The organism is Maribacter algarum (ex Zhang et al. 2020) (assembly GCF_005885635.1).
GTDB classification, from domain to species: Bacteria; Bacteroidota; Bacteroidia; order Flavobacteriales; family Flavobacteriaceae; genus Maribacter_C; species Maribacter_C algarum.
On the sequence record NZ_VATY01000001.1, the window covers coordinates 267,839 to 285,496 of the forward strand.

Consider the following 17,658-nt stretch of genomic DNA (forward strand, 5'->3'; position numbering starts at 1 on the left):
GTTTTAATATTGATGAAAAGCATCAGACACGAAACCGAGAACTGTCGGCAAGGCTTCTCGCCAGTAGGTCCAGCTATGTCGTCCATCTCTAACTCTATATTCATGCGGTATTTCCTTTTTTTTCATAGCGATATGAACCAAACTATTTCCCTCGTAGAGGAAGTCATCATCCCCGCAATCAATATACCAACGCACGGATTTCACATCCTTCTCTGGAACAGTTTTCAACAATTCTAAAACATTATGCCTTTCATAATATTCCTTTAGTTCAGCTTTTGTGTATTTCTCTTTGTACCAATCCATTCGGTCTTCTAATTCTTTCATAGTCAATGGACCTACGTAAGCACTCAAGGGACAAGCAGATGAAAACAATTCGGGGTGGTGCAAAGCATACATGAAAGAACCTCCCCCGCCCATGGAAAGACCGGCAACCGCACGGTATCTTTTCTCAGATTTAATTCGGTACTTTTCTTCCACATAAGGCATAAATTCTTCAAAGAAAAAATCCTCATACTTCCATTCTCCAGCATTAAAATAACCCATTCGGCCTGTGTCGGCATCGGGCATTACTATAATCATGGGAGTAGCGGTACCATCTTTGATTGCATTGTCGGTAATTCGTAGAACCTCACCAAATTGAACCCAACCTGTATGGTCATCAGTTGCTCCATGCAACAAATATAGTACTGGATAACTACGCTCAGAAGTTTCATAATCAGGAGGAAGGTAAATAGCATAGTTACGTTCCATTTTTAAAATCTTACTCGTCATGGTAAGGTTATCATGAACCTTTCCGGATTGGGCGAAAGATGATGCCATGATACACAAACCTATGGCACAGACAAAGAGTAGCTTTTTCATTTTCTATAGTATTGATTGAAGTGTTCTACAAGATAGGAAAAGAGTGGAGACTTTTTCCAGAAATCTAGCTTTTGAAAGCCTTCCTGGTCATTATCAAGGGAAGTCCTATAAGGACTAGGGCGACCGAATTTATCATTACCATGTTGTGCAATGCTCCATAGTAAATTGTGATGCTGCTATCCACTATAAACCAAGACAGAAGTCCTAGCCACAAGGTCTTATTCGCCCAGGACTCCTTTTTCTTAAACGCATTTTCTGAAATCATAATCATCAATACATGAAAGCCTACGATGGTGCCTCCAATAATTCCAAACAACCAATTTTTAAAATTCAGAAGCTCTCCTTGCATTTCATTTCCTTGAAAAAAGAGTTCATTCGTAAAGGAATTATAAGCGTCAAAGAAAATGGAATTACCCGCAAAAGCCACAAGCAATCCAACTAATACGGTCATCACGTTGGCCCAAGTCAGCCATTTTTGCCAAAAATTGAATTTAGCATCTGTCATTGTATTTGCCTATTTAGGGGGAAGTGACATTACATAATCAAAACTTTCGTTGAGGAGTTTCAAAAGGGTTTCTTCATCTGCCCACATTGATTCGGGAATTAAAATGTATCCTTTCATCATCGCGCCATATGACTTGTAAATAGTAGTTCCCAATTCCGCGATATATTTTTTCTGAGTTTCCTTAGAAAAACGAATTCCAATTTCATTGGCCTTATTGAAAAGCGAAAACATATACCCATTGGCAGATGTATAGGGCATCGTTTTACCCTTCCTTTCAAATCGGTCACATTTGGCGATAAGTGCGTCGTAGATTTTTAGTTTTTCTGTATCCATAGGGCTTGTTATTTTAATTCAAACCGTCGCCAAACTTTTTCTCCTCACCCAGAAATAGGCAAAAATCATATTCGGCACCCAACACAACCAAGCCACAATTCGATAGGCAGGAATAAACCCACCAAAAGCTGTGGACAACATAGGTAACCAAATACGCAAGGTCACCGCCGCAAAACAGGCAGCATAACTGTATATCATATAAATTTCATGCTTTTGGATATCTCCGTTTCTAATAGTTTGATATCCTTTGAAGGTCGTATAAAGCCAAATTACAGCCAAACTCCCGAAACCAAGTTTAGCAATTACACCACCAGTAGCGTAGAAAGCAATATACAATCCCGCAAGACCACTTATACCAACGGCTATCATATAAATTTTGCCTATCAGTCTGTGTCGTTTCAAATTCGCATTTCTAAAACGCTTACTAAACTGCACCCATCCCACTAACAAGGCCAAACCGCCAAATGAAATATGGGTATAAAAACCAGTATTCCAAAAAACATCAGCCAACAATTCCGCAGTCTTCCTACTCCGCAAAGCTTCTTCTACATCTATGTAGGCTAGATAGCCATATAATATTGGATAAAGGCTTACGCCAATTGCTAAAAATGCAAAGAGAAACCAGGCTATTTTGTTTCCTATTTTATTCATATTCATTCTATTGCTTATTTATATCTCCAACTCGTCAAATCCGCACCTTTGGGAGCACTTTCCGAAATGCGTTTCATTATTTTTGGAACATACATGCTGTTATAGCGCAACCTACTTATAGCGTTGGGTTGTTCAGGGTCACCATTCCAGCAGTGCTCTGCACGATCTCCGTACAAAACTTCTCCGTCATAATGAGGATTCGTCGTTCCTTCAAGGAAGTCCTCCATTAGATAGACGGCATTATTAAGGTAATAGTTATCCATATCGCCACAATAAATATTTATTTTCCCCTTTAGGTTTTCGCCTAACTTATCCCAATCACGCTCCAAAATGTGTCTCAGGTCATAGTTCTCCTTCCAATATTCTGCAATTTTATGGTCAATATCACCAGTCATTTTATCCCAAATACGAACGGGATAACCATCTTCCCCTTGAGGGGAATAAGTAGCTTCCCAAATATCCCATTGTTGCCCTGAGCGGGATTTATCCCCCAAAACCAGTTCCAAATGATTTCCAAAACGGAGGGTTGATTGAATATTTCCAAGATAATCCCTATGTGATGGAACTTCTAATTTTTTATGATCACTATCATAGTAGTAAGCATTCTCATCTTCATAAATATTGGTGAGGCAATAGGCCCTAAAATCAATTGGGTCAGGGCAAGCAGCAAAACAGCCATTGTATTCTTCAGGGTATTTTACCTGAACGGCCAAAGCTTCCCAACCACCAGTAGAACCTCCATACAAAAAGCGGGACCATCCTTCTCCTATACCTCTAAACTGTCTTTCTATTTCAGGAATCAGTTCATAAGTAATCGCATCGCCGTAGGGTCCTTGACTTGCAGAATTCACCGCATACGAATCATCATAGTAAGGTGTTGGATGCTGGATTTCAATAATCAGCATTCTAGGAAAATCAGGTTCATTCCAGCGCTTGTAGAAATCATAGGCCTCTTGTTGTTGAATTACATTGTAACCTTCTAAATCAAAACGTGCCGAATATTCAGGTTCTAAATTTGGGTCTGGTGGTGTAGTTCGGAATCCCCCAAAGTCAGATGGAAAATGTCCGTGGAAAACCATCAAAGGGTACTTTGCCTCAGGATGCTCATTAAATCCCTTTGGCAACAAAACATGAGCTCCCAAATAGATATCCCTACCCCAAAATTCAGAGAGTTTTTCAGACTTTACCTTGATGTGTTTAATCCATTCAGTGTCTTTTGGTTCTTCTATCGGAGGAATTACTTGGTCCATAACCACATCGATATTCTGAATCCCGTTTTCCGTTACGGTTATTTTGAAAGGCCTGCTATAGATGTTTCCAGGAGATCTATTCCATCGTTGTCCTTCTCCATTATCCATAGGAAGTTTTACCGTATGCCCTGTTGCAAGGTTAAATGTTTCATACTCATGTAGTAAGGCCTGAACGTTATATTCACCTGGTGGGACTTCCGAAAGACTTGGGTACGGATATCCAAAGACTTCGTTGGTAAATGTCATTGCCGCGCCAGGAGTCATTCCGTCTACATTCATTCCATAAATAAGCTGGGTTGAAGGGCCATCATTGATTTGAAATCGAGGTTCTTCCTCATCATTGGTGGAAAGCATTAGCAACAAACGTCCATCTTTGGTATCGGTACTTATATCCTCGGAAAAAGAAACATTAATGGAATTTTGAGACTCACTTTTCAAGTTAGATTGACATCCTATTAAACTTGATAAAACAAATAAGAAAAAAAGTTTTTTCATGGCTGGTTGATTTACCACAAAAGGTACTGATTTTAGGTCAGGAATCAAACAAAGTATTTCCTACTAAGATTGGTCTCGACGCAGCCTTTGCCGAGCGCTGTCGAGGTGCTCAACCGGAAAGTCCATATAAAAATGAGAAAGGGATTTAAGCAATATTTTATTAGAATATTACGTTTTCCACAAACTAACTAGGTGAAATATTCCTACTAAATTCACTCGTTATGAAGAAGATTATGTTTGCTTTCGTACTACTAGTTTCAGTAGTAGTTATGAGCAGCTGTGATTATGATGACAGTAACGACATCGACGTACTCAATCCGATTGATAGTACGGTAACAGGAAAAGTGAAAACTTTGTGAAAACAAAAAAGTTCTCAATATTGAGGGCTTTTTTGTTTTTAATACTATTCCTTACTTCTGTGCCTTTCTCTTGCCAAAAGTGTATTCTTTAGTAGCATTGCAATTGTCATTGGCCCTACTCCGCCGGGGACAGGAGTTATATAAGATGCTTTTTTACTCACGTTTTCAAAATCAACGTCTCCCGTAATATAATATCCTTTTTCCTTTGTCTCATCAGGTACTCTTGTAATACCTACATCAATAATAACGACATCATCTTTAACCATCTCCGCCTTTAAAAAACCCGGTACACCCAAAGCAGAAATGATAATATCAGCTTGTGTGGTAATTTGACTGATATTTTTCGTACGACTATGCGTCAAGGTAACCGTAGAATTCCCCGGGAATCCTTTTCTGCCCATCAAAATACTCATTGGGCGACCTACGATATGACTTCTTCCAATAACCACCGTATGTTTGCCTTGTGTCTCCACCTGATAACGATCCAACAGTTCTAAAATTCCAAAGGGTGTTGCGGGAATAAATGTGCTCATATCCAAAGCCATTTTACCGAAGTTCATCGGGTGAAATCCGTCAACATCTTTGTCAGGATGAACAGCCAAGAGCACTTTCTGCTCATCGATTTGTGGAGGTAACGGTAATTGCACTATAAAGCCGTCGATATCATCATTTTCGTTTAGTTCCTCAATTTTCTTTAATAATTCTATTTCGCTCGTCGTATTGGGCATTTGTACCAATGTAGATTCAAAACCAATGCGCTGACATGAACGGACCTTACTACCAACATAGGTCAAGCTGGCACCATCGTTACCAACCAAAACCGCGGCTAGATGAGGAACTTTTTCGCCTCGCTCCTTCATTTTATCAACTTCAGCTTTGATTTCAGCCTTAATGTCGTTCGATATTTTTTTTCCGTCCAGTATTTCCATTTATGGGATATTACTAATTACTAACTACTTTTTACTAAATACTAGTTTAGCGCATTCCTTTCATTCCACCCATCATTTGCATCATACGTTTGCCACCACCACCTTGCATCATCTTCATCATTTTGCTCATTTGGTCAAACTGCTTTAGTAATTGATTCACATCTTGCACATCGCGACCTGCACCTTTGGCAATTCTTTTTTTACGGCTGGCATTGAGTTTTGACGGATTTGAACGTTCGTCGGGAGTCATTGAATGAATAATAGCTTCAATGTGTTTGAAAGCATCATCGTCAATATCCAATCCCTTTAAAGCTTTGCCAGCTCCAGGTATCATGCCCATCAAATCTTTAATATTACCCATCTTCTTAATCTGCTGAATTTGAGATAGAAAATCATCGAATCCGAATTTGTTCTTGGCGATTTTCTTTTGGATTTTCCGCGCTTCCTCTTCATCGAATTGGTCTTGTGCTCTTTCCACAAGGGAAATCACATCACCCATTCCCAAAATACGATCCGCCATACGATCTGGATAGAAGACATCAATAGCTTCCATCTTCTCGCCCGTACCTATAAACTTAATCGGCTTATCAACTACAGATTTAATGGAAATAGCTGCACCACCACGTGTATCACCATCTAACTTGGTTAGAATAACTCCGTCGAAATTTAGAATATCATTGAAAGCCTTCGCTGTATTCACAGCGTCTTGACCTGTCATAGAATCAACTACGAAAAGTGTTTCTTGCGGCTGTATGGCTTTATGGATGTTTGAAATTTCATCCATCATCTTTTCGTCCACAGCCAAACGACCTGCGGTATCAATAATTACCACATTATGTCCATTGGATTTTGCATGAGCGATAGCCGCTTTTGAAATGGAAACAGGGTCATTGTTTTCTCTATCAGAATACACCTCAACACCAATCTGTTCGCCAACTACATGAAGTTGGTCAATCGCTGCGGGACGATAAACATCACAGGCAACCAACAGTGGTTTCTTGGTCTTCTTCGTTTTTAAATAATTCGCCAGCTTTCCAGAAAAAGTGGTTTTACCAGAACCTTGTAGTCCGGACATCAATATTATGGAAGGATTTCCTGAAAGGTTGATTCCTTCGGATTCTCCGCCCATCAATGCAGTCAGCTCATCCTTGACGATTTTCACCATCAATTGACCGGGTTGCAAAGTCGTCAATACATTTTGACCTAGCGCTTTTTCCTTTACACGGTTGGTAAACTCTTTTGCTATTTTGAAATTAACATCGGCATCCAATAAGGCCCTACGGACTTCCTTGGTAGTCTCTGCTACGTTGATTTCTGTAATCTGTCCATGCCCTTTAAGAACATGTAAAGCTTTATCTAGCTTTTCACTTAAATTATCAAACATCGTCTTGCTGTCTTTTGAAGAAAAGCAAATTTAAGGAATACAAAAGGAAAAGTTAGATATGCTCCAAAAAATATCAAAAGTAAAGAGCACCCATCTTGCGATGAATGCTCTTTAAAAATGTGGGGCAAAAAAGGTGTGGGACTAAACTTTCTTTTATAAATCAGGAGGCTTTATTCGCAATCTTTTTCAATCACTAAATACTGGTCTCCTCTTTTCATTTTAAATCGGTCTCCTCTACATTCAATAATTTCCCATTCGCCAATGTAGTTGGCCATTTCCATACTTAAGTTATTGAAAGTGATTGTGGTTCCTGAAATTTCCCAATTACCTTCGTCAACAACTGTTTCATTTGGATTTCTTACGTGAATGTTCATACTTGTAAAGTCCATTCTAAAGTCATCCAAATACTCATTATTCCCATCTGAAACAGCCCAAACACATTCATCGAGTAATGTTTCTTTTATAAAAGCCTCTGTGCACTCTACCATTGGTTCTTCACAAACTCTTTTTAAGATAAGTTTATCTCCGTCAGCACCTATGATATAAAGCTTTATTCTATCCTTATCAATTTCGTACACAAACCACTCTAAGCTAAAGGCCTCTATGAATTCAAATTCTAAAGTTAATTTCACACGGTAATCTGTAACTTTTGTACTCCATTCTCCCTCTAACATATTGCCTTCTCTATCACGAGCAACTACGGTACTATCTTCCTTGAAATTCAAAACATAATCAGCATAAGCATCCGCAACTATACCTTGAGTTAAATCACTTCTTCGCAATTCTTTAACCAACCAAGGACATTCAACTAATAGATTATCCAAACGTTCTTTCGTAAAATCATCATCATTGTGATCATTATCATCATCTTCGTCACAAGCCTCCTTAGCACGCTCCATCGCATCAGCTAATTCTTCATTATTATTTGCAGTTACTTTTGTACCATCAAACATTTCGAACATAACTGGAAATTCGATACTAATCACATCGGTTTCACTAAGACCTGCAAAGAAACGTCTCATTTCCTTATCACTATTTACCGTAACCGAACCTGTTTGCTCCAAGTTTGGGTTATAAGTAAAAAGCGTAACTGGATAAACTACATCAATACATTCGATATCATCATCATCACCGCCTTCAATACATTCCTTAGCAAGCTCTCTTAAATCAGCTATACTATTTATTGTTATTTCGGTATAATCAGCTTTAGTAACTGTAATAGGGAAAATGATGTCAAGAATATCATCATCACTATCAAGTGCATCAAATAATTCTTCAATGATTTCTAAATCGTCTTCAGAATCAATGGTAATTTCAAGTCCATTTACCATGACAGTATATGGAAAACGAATATCAAAACAACTTGATCCATCTACAATATTGTCATGAGAACCGTCATTTGAAACGGTGCGCTCAATTAATTTAGTAGTTGCCGAATTAGCAGTAAGGGTCTGTTTTTCATCTAATTGAATATCCAGGGGTTCTTCATTCGAACAAGAGGTAAAACTTAGAGCGAATGCAAGTAGGATTGCATAGGTCGCGAAATTCAAGAACTTTTTCATAATGATTTGGAATTTTGTTTGTTATAGGTTTAAAACAATCGATTTTAAAAACACCCTACTTTCGGTTTTAAATTTTTTCTAAATATCTTTGAAAAAAACCAACTCTTTGGAAACCAAAAATAACGATACCGTCTGCGACGAGCAGGTCTTTAGCAATATCTTCAAAGCTAATTCTAAAACGGTATTTAATTATATATATTATAAGTTCGGCAACGAGGAAAAATCGTATGACGCTGTGCAAGAGGCCTTTGTAAAGCTATGGGAAAATTGCGCCAAAGTTTCACCAGAAAAAGCAAAATCATATGTATACACTGTAGCCAACAATTTATATCTGAATGTTATCAAGGCGGAAAAGGTGCGTTTGAAGTATGCAGACAAGACTTTGAAGACTACTTCAGAGACTCCGGAGTTCTTGATGGAAGAGAGTGAATTTAAAACCAAACTAGACAAAGCACTCAACGATTTACCAGAAAATCAAAGAATTACTTTCCTATTAAATCGTATTGATGGAAAAAAATATAAGGAAATCGCTCAAATGGAGGGAGTTAGCGTGAAAGCAATCGAGAAGCGGATGCATTTAGCTTTGAAGTCGCTCAGGGAGAAAATTGATGGAATTTAAAAGAATAAAAAACGACAATTGGGGTGATTTTGCCCCTTTAAACGTGAATATTTATATACTCAACGATAAATTAGAAATGAACGCTGTATATAAGGTAGGGTTTTAAGCTAATTGGTTGTTATTAAGATAGTAAGATAGAAATCATGCAAGAAAATTATTTAGCAAAATGGCTGAACAATGAGCTCTCTGAAGCAGAACTTGCGGAATTTAAGAATTCCGATGAGTATGCTTCGTATCAGCAAATTGTTGACGCCGCGAATGCTTTAAAGTCCCCCGATTTTAATGCTGATGCAGCCCTTGAGGCCCTAAAAAATAAGCGTTCACTAAGCGATAAAAAGGTTATTCAATTGAATCCATTTAAGAGGTTCCTAAAAGTGGCCGCGGTTGTGGCCATACTCCTTACGGGTACTTACTTTTATGTAAGCTCTTTGGATGAGCAAATAAGCACACAATATGCCGAAAACAAGGAAATCGTTCTCCCTGATAATTCGGAAATTGTTTTAAATGCCGATTCAAAAATCACCTACAACAAAAAGAATTGGGACAGCAACCGAAATGTAACCTTAGAAGGAGAAGCCTTCTTTAAGGTCGCAAAGGGAAAACGCTTTACGGTTGCTACTGATGCGGGAGAAGTAGCCGTTTTGGGTACCCAATTTAATGTTGAAAATAGAATAGGTTTCTTCGAAGTTACCTGTTTTGAAGGATTAGTAAGTGTTTCCTTTGACGGAAAAGAAACCAAACTACCCGCCGGTAATTCGTTTGTCGCCTTAAATGGCGAAATTGTTTCTGAAGAAAAAGAAAATTCAACAGCTCCTTCGTGGATAAATGCTGAAAGTTCTTTTAAAAGTATTCCTTTGAAGTATGTTCTCGACGAATTTCAAAGACAACACAATATCATTGTTGAGACCAAAAATATTGACACAAACCTACTGTACACGGGTTCATTTAGCAATACAGATGCTAATTTGGCGTTACGAAGTATTAGTACGCCTTCACGAATAAAGTTTAAATTAGAGGGCAACAAAGTGCTCTTCTATGCCGAGAACTCACAGTAAGCTTTTAGGAATTCTTTCCATTATAGTTCTACTTTGCGTCTTTTCCGTAACTAATGCCCAAGAAAAGACGATAGAAGAAACCTCTCTTATCACATATATTCAGCAGCTCGAAGACAAATTTGAGATTAAATTTTCTTTTGCGGATGCTGATATTGGGTCCGTAAAGATTACCATTCCGGAATCGGAAGTTTTGGCCGAGATTCTAAATCACCTAAGAATTCAAACCAAGCTTAAAATCCAAAAACTCAACGAGCGGTATTACACTATTGTAAATACCAATACGATTTCTATTTGTGGTGTTGTTCTCGATAATTTTCAACAAAACACAGTGGCGGGTGCTACTGTTGAAATCCTAGAAACCGATAGGGCGATAATTACTGATGGGCTGGGGAATTTCTCTCTTGAAAATGTTCCATTGAACGCTAAAATCCAAATCAAACACATTGGTTTTAAAACCCTGTTCATTGATGCCAAAGAACTGGTAAATACTGACCCTTGTCAAACATTATTACTCTCTCAATTTTATCAAAAACTTGAAGAGGTAGTTGTTTATGAATTCTTGACCAAAGGGCTGGTACAACAACTGGATGGTAGCATACAAATGAACACAGATGAATTTGGAATATTACCGGGGTTGATAGAACCCGACGTTTTGCAAACAATCCAAGCCCTACCTGGAATCAAAAGTATTGACGAAACCGTTTCGGACATTAACATACGTGGGGGTAGTAATGACCAAAACCTCATCTTGTGGGATGGAATTAAAATGTATCAATCCGGACACTTTTTTGGACTGATTTCTGCTTTCAATCCATTTCTAACAGATGAAGTGACCCTGATTAAAAATGGAACAAGTGCCCAATATGGCGATGGAGTAAGTGGCATTATTGACATGCGAACCAATAATGAGCTTACCGAAAATTATTATGGAGGTGGGGGTTTTAATCTTATTAGTGGCGATTTATATGGACAAGTACCCTTGGGGAAAAAAGTAGCCTTTCAATTCTCAGGAAGACGTTCTCTTACAGATTTCTTTACTACTACAACCTTCGACAACCTATTTACCAAAGCATTCTTAAATGACCAAATCAAAGATGGTCTCGCCCAAGCTGTTGACGTAGAAAGAGATGACAAGTTCTACTTTTACGATTTTACAGGAAAGGTTCTATACGATATTAACGAGAAACAGAAACTGCGATTCAGTTTTATTAACATCAACAACTTTTTAGATTATTCAGAAAATATACCAAGCCTAAATCGTGAAACCATTAGTGGGTTAGACCAAACCAATTATTCACTTGGCGGAAGCCTTGAAAGCAAGTGGTCAAAAAAATTCTCCACCGTTCTGAATACGTATTATAGCAATTACAATCTAGATGCCAACTCGGCCACTGGCCAACAATCGCTCTTACAAAGAAATAAGGTTGCTGAAAAGGCTTTTAAACTAAATTCGAATTTTCAACTTAAGAATAACCTCAATTGGCTGAATGGGTATCAATTAACAGAAACTAGTATCACAAATGAGACCCTGGTTACCCAACCCCAATTTGGTAGTAAAGTAAAAGACCTAATTAAAGTGCATTCACTATTTTCAGAACTGAGTTATACATCGCCAAATAAAAAATTGAACACCCGAGGTGGAATTCGACTGAATTACTTTGACAATCCTGATTCGTTAAGTGTAGTTACGGTTGAACCTCGTTTGAATATTAATTATGCGATTACTAAAGAACTAAAAGTTAATATATTAGGTGAATTCAAAAGTCAAGGGGTTAACCAAAAACTAGACTTGGAGCAAAACTTCTTAGGAATTGAAAAACGTCGTTGGGTTCTTTCTGACGGAGAAAGTCTTCCCGTCACCAAAAGCAAACAAATCTCTTTAGGAATCAACTATGATGCAAAAAACCTATATGTGGGCCTAGAAGGCTTTTACAAAGAGGTAAATGGTATTAACACTATAACGCAAGGGTTTCAAAATCAAAGTCAATTCGGAAGCGAAATAGGTAAGTATGATATTAAAGGAATAGAATTTTTAATCAATAAGAAAACCTCCAAGTATAGTGTTTGGGCCAGTTATGCGTACAATTTCAATAATTATACTTTTGAATCTATTCCTCCACCAACCACCTTTCCGAACAATCTAGATATAAGGCATACCGCAACCTTTGCTGGCACGCTAACATTCAATAAGCTAAAAATTGGTGTCGGACTTAATTATCGCACAGGAAAGCCCTTTACCGAGCCCGACCCTGATAATCCAATCGATACAACATTTTTTCCAGGCTTGATAAACTACCAAGAAACCAATAGCCAAAGACTAGCCGAATACCTTAGGGCCGATGCGTCAGTGATTTACAATTTTGACATTAAAAGTGGTATTAAAGCTTCTACGGGAATCTCCGTTTTAAACTTTACGAATAGGGAGAATATTCTAAACACCTATTACCAAGTCAATGACACCAATACGATTGAGACCGTAGAAAGCTTTTCTTTGGGAATTACTCCCAATTTTAGCTTTCGAGTGAAGTTCTAAAAGTCCGACCTTCTTTATTAAAGTGAAAATCCATATTTAACATCACCTGTAACTCTTCAAACAATTCAGGAAAGTCATTCTTAAAAATAGCAGGGGTTTCGAAATAGTTCTCTACTGCCACTGAAAAGAACTCCTGTAAATTGGTAAGACCGTATTCACGAAAATATTGAGAAGCAGCTAATTTTACATTAAAGTCTTCTTCTCCAAACAACTTTTCTATTCGTCGTAATCCCACTCTAAACTTGCGCCCCTGCCAAGAATTATTCTTGTTCATTTCATAGCTTAGGGCATGTGCAAACTCATGCATGGCTAAGTTCTTATTGTCCATTAAGTCCTCAAATCCCTCCCAAATCTTATCAGCCGAAAGAATGATAGTCTTAAAATTGGGATTGTACTCACCTAGATGATTTCTTCGATTAATCTTTGAATAATATTGGCTAGGATAAACGATAATTCGAATCAAGGAACGCATCATTCGGTATTGTCGTAAACCCAGTGTCATAATAACGATGGTAGCACTTAAAAGTAATTTAAGGTCTTCACTTCTGTCGGTATTTCCGTAAAAAACAAAGTGCTTTTTACTCCGAAACCAAATGATTCTTTCGTGGCATTTTGCCTTCATTTGAGGAGAAAACTCTTTATATATAGGAAAGTTATCCGCAAGAAAATCTTCCTCGCCTTCAGATAAAGGTTTGAGCTTTACAAAAGGATTGAATTGGTATAAATCAATCGCATAGTATATCAAATAAAATGCATGACCAATTATACACGCAGGGGCTAAATATTTTAGGACATCCCAAAACTGCATAGATTTAAAACTACGAAAGCGGGTTTTAATTGCCTATCAGCAGACTTGAATTGAGAAAAAAATTATAGTGGGCATTTCAAAATTAGCATCATTAAATACTCTTTTATAGGGTGCTCAAAGGCAATAAATTCAAATATTTATAGTTCTAGTATTCACCAAATTGTCACCAACCAAATCTCATGAAAAGCCCTTATCTGTTATTGGGTATTACATTCCTACTATGTAATGTCTTACCTGCACAAAAAAATGTTTCACCTACTCCTGAGCATGTAAATCAAGCGAATTCTCTAAAAGAAATATATGAGGAAGACGATGTGATAATTCTTCAAAGCAAGGAGACTGTTCATTTTGGCCAGAACAAATCTAACGACCTTGTAACGGTAAAGCACAAAGCGGAAGAAGAGCTTATGAACATAAGTGAACGCGCTGATATTCAGAAGTATGTTTTTTACGATAATACTTCTAAAATCACCACTTTCAATACCAGACACCGTAATTCTAAAATAGTTCACTTTCCGGTAAACGATGAGTTCTATACCAGTGGTAGTATTTTTTACACTGATGCTAGGGTAAAGTACATGAATATAGATTTCCCAGTAAAAGGTTTTAAATATCTATACCACCTAGAAAAAGAATACACCGACTCCAAATATTTTACCCAGATTTCATTGATAGACCAACATCCTATTTTAAACAAATCGGTAACTTTTAACGTACCAGACTGGCTCGAAGTAGATTTATTGGAATTTAATTTTGAAGGTTATGACATTGAAAAACAAGAAAACTACAATGAAGAATTAAAGGTGACAGAACATACTTTCATTGTAAAAAATATGCCCTCTGTTGGTGATGAAGAAAATACTCCTGGTCCCTCTAAAATTAACCCTCATGTTCTAGTCGTTGTAAAATCGATGAAAAAGGATGGGCAAGTTATTACACTGTTCTCAGAGACCAAACAATTGTATAATTGGTATAAATTTTTAGTAGATAGCATGGGCGAAGACCCGACCATATTAAAATCTAAAGTGAACCAACTTACCAAAGACGCCGCAACAGATGAGGAAAAAATTAAAAACATATACTACTGGGTTCAAGATAACATACGGTACATAGCCTTCGAAGATGGAATTGCCGGTTTTAAACCTGACGAATCCCAAAATGTATTTAAAAAGCGATATGGAGATTGCAAGGGGATGGCCAACCTCACCAAAGAAATGCTTAAAATCGCTGGTTTTGATGCCAGACTTACCTGGATTGGAACCAAAAGAAAAGGAGGGTACGATTATTCCATTCCAAGTTTGGCAGTAGATAATCATATGATCTGCACACTTCTTCATAATGGCAAATCTTACTTTTTAGACAGTACTGAAAAATACAATTCTTTTGGTTCCTATGCTGAGAGAATACAAGGTAGACCCGTATTGATAGAAAATGGGGAAGACTATATCCTAGATAAGGTCCCTGTAGCGGATGTTGCCTTGAACAAAAAAACAACGGCATTGGAACTTCATATCGTTGGAGAAACTCTTGAAGGTACTGTGCAAAAAGTATACAAAGGAGAAAGCAAAGCAAGCCTTCTTAACGGTTACAATGCCCTTAAAGATCATAATAAGGAAGAAGCACTAAAGTATTACCTAACCAAAGGAGATAAAAATTGCAGTGTAAATTCAATAGAAACTACTGATTTAGAGGATAGGGATAATGCCATTACCATTTCATACGACATTGCATTAAAAAATAAAGTTTCCGAATACGAAGATGACATCTATATTGACCTAGAATACGTCAAACATTTTAAAAATACCGATGTCAGCGAACGAAGACACGATCTAGAGTTACCGTATAAGACAAATCTAGAATTTACCACCGTTTTACATCTACCTGAAGGCTATAGAATACAGCATATGCCAGAAAGTATTCATAAAGAAACTGATGACTTTATTGTGGACCTTTCGTTTATCGAAAGAGACCGTACAGTTACTTACAAAAAGGAATTTATATTTAAAAATGCAACAATAACTAAAGCGTCTTTTTCAGAATGGAATGCCGTTTCTGCAACACTTAAAAAACTCTATAAAGAGCAAATTGTTCTTACCAAAAACCAAAATATAACCACCAAATGATTAAAAAAGGTATATTATTAATCGTAGCATTCGCATTTTCTTCAGTCTTTATTTTTGCACAAAGCAAAAAGGAGCTAGAGATAAAAGAATCAATATGGGGAGAAAGTGATTCTCAAAAAGGCAATATAGAAATCCCTGAAAAATGGCAAAACGAATCTGCCGTCATTCTATATAAGGAATATTTCTATGACTACCACAAGTTTGCCAAAAATGTTACTTACCAACATTTCTACAGAAAACGTATCAAGTTATTAGACAAGGCTGCCATTGAAGATTATTCTGAGTTTACATTCACGAAAAAATTCGCGATTAAAAGAGGATGGGCTAAAAAAGGGAAAAACTATGTAGGCATCAAAATTATTAAACCAGATGGAACCGAAAAAGAACTGGAAATTGACAAGGAAGCGGTAAAAACCGATGACGCGTATAAAATTGCTATTTCCGGTCTGGAAAAAGGAGATATTTTAGATTACTATATCTATAGTGTTGAACCTTTTAGACAATCGAATGGGTATACATTCGAACCAGTTACTAAAATCATTAGTGACGAATATCCTATCAAGAAAATTGCACTTAATTTATATACTGAAAACGATTTTTACCTAAAGTTCAATAGTTATAATGGAGCGCCAAAACTGCAGGAAATAGAAACTGATAAAGGAAATGAAAAAAAATATTTTTTAGAAGCGGAAGATATTGATAAAAATGAGTTCCCTTTCTGGTATTATCCTTTGCAAGAATTGCCTCATTATAAATTCCAGATAACTTTTGCTAGAAAAGGATACCATAAGAACGATATATTTGAATTCATATCTCCTGAACAAGGAGTGGTGAAAACTATAAATACAAAGGAAGATGTTTTAGATTTATATAAGGTAAAATGGCGTTATGGAATAGTTCGCACCATTAAAGAACTGGAAAATTCCTTAAAAGAAAAAGACCTGACCACTGAAGAAAAAGTTCGTGAAGCGTATTACTATTTCAGACATTATTACCTAACACAATTTGTTGAGCGCTCCGTTTATGCAAGTGCTAAGATAATTCCTGATATGGTATACGGTTCCACCGCTTATGATGATTACAAGTTTTCTATGGACAACACGAATATGATGGGTATTTTCCTCTATAGGGCGAAAATTCCATATAGCATTATTGCGGCTACTCCAAGAAGTTATGGCACTATGGATAATATGCTTTTTAAAAGTGACCTTACCTCTTTCTTGGCCGTGCCGGTAGATGGTAAAACACTTTACTTACCTCCTCTAGGTTTACATTCCAATATTGGTGAAATACACTACGGCTTCGAAAATAGTGATGCCTATAACCTACTTGTAAATATAGAAAAGCACAAAATTCAGGATATTGAACCTCATAAAGTCACTCCATCAGCCTCAGAAGATAATGGTACAGTAGAGATTAGTACTTTTTCGTTTAATGAGGATATGGATGCCATAGCTGTTAGTAAAACAACAAAGCATCTAGGACATAGTAAAACCAGCACTCAAGATGATCTTTTAATGTATTACGACTTTATCTCCGAAGACTACAAAAAATTCGGTAACGAAACATATGTAGATAAGCAGGTAAGAAAGGAAAAAGATAAAAACCGTATTACGAGCGAAGCAGCAGCATTGGTAAAGAAAATAAAGGAAAACCAAGCTGAATACATCAAAAAGCAAACAGAGGATCAATATGATTTTTCAGTAGAAGATCATGAATTTACCATTTCAAATACAGGAAGATATGGTAATAAACAGCCTCTAATTTTAGAGGAAAAGTTTAAAATTACCGAGCACTTAATTAAAAAAGCTGGTACTAACTACTTACTAGAAATCGGAAAGCTAATAGGTGGGCAAATCTCTTTGGACGAGGATGACAAAATGCGTACGAACAACATCTATATGTCATACCCCAGGTCATTTAAAAACACCCTTGAATTCAATATTCCCGCCGGATATAGTGTTGAAGGTCTCGATAAGCTTAATACAAAAATCGAAAACGAAACTGGTGGTTTTGTAAGTACCGCAGAAGTAGTAGGGGGTATACTTAAAATTAATACTAATAAATACTATAGAAACTACTACGAGCCAAATGCTAATTGGAACAAAATGGTAGATTTTCTTGAAGCATCATATCAATTTACCCAAGAAAAAATAATGCTGAAAAAAGTTACAACCACTGCAAAGTAAGG

15 protein-coding genes are annotated in these 17,658 nt (G+C 37.0%); 6 read left to right on the top strand and 9 right to left on the bottom strand.

Going from position 1 to position 17,658, the window contains the following annotated elements; all coding sequences use genetic code 11:
- Positions 1-3: 3 nt before the first annotated feature.
- The 5 genes from FEE95_RS01195 to FEE95_RS01215 form a co-directional block, all read right to left on the bottom strand.
- The gene (locus FEE95_RS01195) at positions 4-861 is read right to left on the bottom strand and encodes an alpha/beta hydrolase (RefSeq protein ID WP_138656009.1); all 858 of its coding nucleotides are present in this window, start codon (positions 859-861) and stop codon (positions 4-6) included.
- Between the two features lie 64 nt (positions 862-925).
- On the bottom strand, positions 926-1,366 hold the full coding sequence (locus FEE95_RS01200; RefSeq protein WP_138656010.1) for a hypothetical protein: 441 nt from the start codon (positions 1,364-1,366) through the stop codon (positions 926-928).
- Between the two features lie 9 nt (positions 1,367-1,375).
- On the bottom strand, positions 1,376-1,699 hold the full coding sequence (locus FEE95_RS01205) for a hypothetical protein (protein ID WP_138656011.1): 324 nt from the start codon (positions 1,697-1,699) through the stop codon (positions 1,376-1,378).
- 18 nt (positions 1,700-1,717) lie between these two features.
- Positions 1,718-2,350, bottom strand: a complete 633-nt coding sequence (locus FEE95_RS01210; protein WP_138657534.1) for a DUF2306 domain-containing protein — start codon at positions 2,348-2,350, stop codon at positions 1,718-1,720.
- A gap of 14 nt (positions 2,351-2,364) precedes the next feature.
- Positions 2,365-4,095: an alpha/beta hydrolase gene (locus tag FEE95_RS01215; protein WP_138656012.1), complete on the bottom strand. Its 1,731-nt coding sequence runs from the start codon at positions 4,093-4,095 to the stop codon at positions 2,365-2,367.
- Between the two features lie 221 nt (positions 4,096-4,316).
- On the opposite strand from FEE95_RS01215, the gene FEE95_RS22055 reads away from it, so the two are divergent.
- Positions 4,317-4,454, top strand: a complete 138-nt coding sequence (locus FEE95_RS22055) for a hypothetical protein (RefSeq protein WP_171036952.1) — start codon at positions 4,317-4,319, stop codon at positions 4,452-4,454.
- A gap of 44 nt (positions 4,455-4,498) precedes the next feature.
- Here FEE95_RS22055 and FEE95_RS01220 read toward each other — a convergent pair whose 3' ends face one another.
- From FEE95_RS01220 to FEE95_RS01230, 3 genes are all read right to left on the bottom strand, one after another.
- Positions 4,499-5,383, bottom strand: coding sequence for a bifunctional 5,10-methylenetetrahydrofolate dehydrogenase/5,10-methenyltetrahydrofolate cyclohydrolase (locus FEE95_RS01220; RefSeq protein ID WP_138656013.1), 885 nt, complete (start codon positions 5,381-5,383; stop codon positions 4,499-4,501).
- A 46-nt stretch (positions 5,384-5,429) separates the two neighbouring features.
- The gene (ffh, locus tag FEE95_RS01225) at positions 5,430-6,767 is read right to left on the bottom strand and encodes a signal recognition particle protein (RefSeq protein ID WP_138656014.1); all 1,338 of its coding nucleotides are present in this window, start codon (positions 6,765-6,767) and stop codon (positions 5,430-5,432) included.
- Between the two features lie 170 nt (positions 6,768-6,937).
- Positions 6,938-8,329, bottom strand: a complete 1,392-nt coding sequence (locus tag FEE95_RS01230) for a hypothetical protein (RefSeq protein ID WP_138656015.1) — start codon at positions 8,327-8,329, stop codon at positions 6,938-6,940.
- A gap of 106 nt (positions 8,330-8,435) precedes the next feature.
- Between FEE95_RS01230 and FEE95_RS01235 the strand changes: the two genes are divergently transcribed.
- The 3 genes from FEE95_RS01235 to FEE95_RS01245 all read left to right on the top strand — a co-directional run bounded on the left by FEE95_RS01235 (position 8,436) and on the right by FEE95_RS01245 (position 12,536).
- Positions 8,436-8,948, top strand: a complete 513-nt coding sequence (locus FEE95_RS01235; protein WP_138657535.1) for an RNA polymerase sigma factor — start codon at positions 8,436-8,438, stop codon at positions 8,946-8,948.
- A gap of 143 nt (positions 8,949-9,091) precedes the next feature.
- A complete protein-coding gene (locus tag FEE95_RS01240) occupies positions 9,092-10,003 on the top strand; it encodes a FecR family protein (protein ID WP_138656016.1) in 912 nt (303 codons plus the stop codon).
- Positions 9,984-12,536: a TonB-dependent receptor gene (locus FEE95_RS01245; RefSeq protein ID WP_138656017.1), complete on the top strand. Its 2,553-nt coding sequence runs from the start codon at positions 9,984-9,986 to the stop codon at positions 12,534-12,536. The genes FEE95_RS01240 and FEE95_RS01245 overlap by 20 nt, the downstream gene beginning before the upstream one ends.
- Here FEE95_RS01245 and FEE95_RS01250 read toward each other — a convergent pair.
- Positions 12,514-13,344 carry a zinc-dependent peptidase gene (locus FEE95_RS01250; RefSeq protein ID WP_138656018.1) on the bottom strand — a complete coding sequence of 277 codons (831 nt, stop codon included), beginning with the start codon at positions 13,342-13,344 and terminating at the stop codon, positions 12,514-12,516. The genes FEE95_RS01245 and FEE95_RS01250 overlap by 23 nt on opposite strands.
- Positions 13,345-13,523: 179 nt before the next feature.
- Between FEE95_RS01250 and FEE95_RS01255 the strand changes: the two genes are divergently transcribed.
- Together FEE95_RS01255 and FEE95_RS01260 are read left to right on the top strand one after the other, a co-directional pair.
- Positions 13,524-15,467 (top strand): transglutaminase domain-containing protein, encoded by a 1,944-nt coding sequence (locus FEE95_RS01255; RefSeq protein WP_138656019.1) that lies wholly within the window; start codon positions 13,524-13,526, stop codon positions 15,465-15,467.
- Positions 15,464-17,656, top strand: a complete 2,193-nt coding sequence (locus FEE95_RS01260) for a DUF3857 domain-containing protein (RefSeq protein ID WP_138656020.1) — start codon at positions 15,464-15,466, stop codon at positions 17,654-17,656. The genes FEE95_RS01255 and FEE95_RS01260 overlap by 4 nt, the downstream gene beginning before the upstream one ends.
- Positions 17,657-17,658: the final 2 nt, after the last annotated feature.

Coding starts and splice junctions, on each gene's coding strand:
- FEE95_RS01195 (WP_138656009.1), bottom strand. CDS start 861: ATGAAAAAGCTACTCTTTGTCTGTGCCATAGGTTTGTGTATCATGGCA.
- FEE95_RS01245 (WP_138656017.1), top strand. CDS start 9,984: ATGCCGAGAACTCACAGTAAGCTTTTAGGAATTCTTTCCATTATAGTT.
- ffh (WP_138656014.1), bottom strand. CDS start 6,767: ATGTTTGATAATTTAAGTGAAAAGCTAGATAAAGCTTTACATGTTCTT.
- FEE95_RS01220 (WP_138656013.1), bottom strand. CDS start 5,383: ATGGAAATACTGGACGGAAAAAAAATATCGAACGACATTAAGGCTGAA.
- FEE95_RS22055 (WP_171036952.1), top strand. CDS start 4,317: ATGAAGAAGATTATGTTTGCTTTCGTACTACTAGTTTCAGTAGTAGTT.
- FEE95_RS01240 (WP_138656016.1), top strand. CDS start 9,092: ATGCAAGAAAATTATTTAGCAAAATGGCTGAACAATGAGCTCTCTGAA.
- FEE95_RS01200 (WP_138656010.1), bottom strand. CDS start 1,366: ATGACAGATGCTAAATTCAATTTTTGGCAAAAATGGCTGACTTGGGCC.
- FEE95_RS01205 (WP_138656011.1), bottom strand. CDS start 1,699: ATGGATACAGAAAAACTAAAAATCTACGACGCACTTATCGCCAAATGT.
- FEE95_RS01255 (WP_138656019.1), top strand. CDS start 13,524: ATGAAAAGCCCTTATCTGTTATTGGGTATTACATTCCTACTATGTAAT.
- FEE95_RS01260 (WP_138656020.1), top strand. CDS start 15,464: ATGATTAAAAAAGGTATATTATTAATCGTAGCATTCGCATTTTCTTCA.
- FEE95_RS01230 (WP_138656015.1), bottom strand. CDS start 8,329: ATGAAAAAGTTCTTGAATTTCGCGACCTATGCAATCCTACTTGCATTC.
- FEE95_RS01215 (WP_138656012.1), bottom strand. CDS start 4,095: ATGAAAAAACTTTTTTTCTTATTTGTTTTATCAAGTTTAATAGGATGT.
- FEE95_RS01250 (WP_138656018.1), bottom strand. CDS start 13,344: ATGCAGTTTTGGGATGTCCTAAAATATTTAGCCCCTGCGTGTATAATT.
- FEE95_RS01210 (WP_138657534.1), bottom strand. CDS start 2,350: ATGAATAAAATAGGAAACAAAATAGCCTGGTTTCTCTTTGCATTTTTA.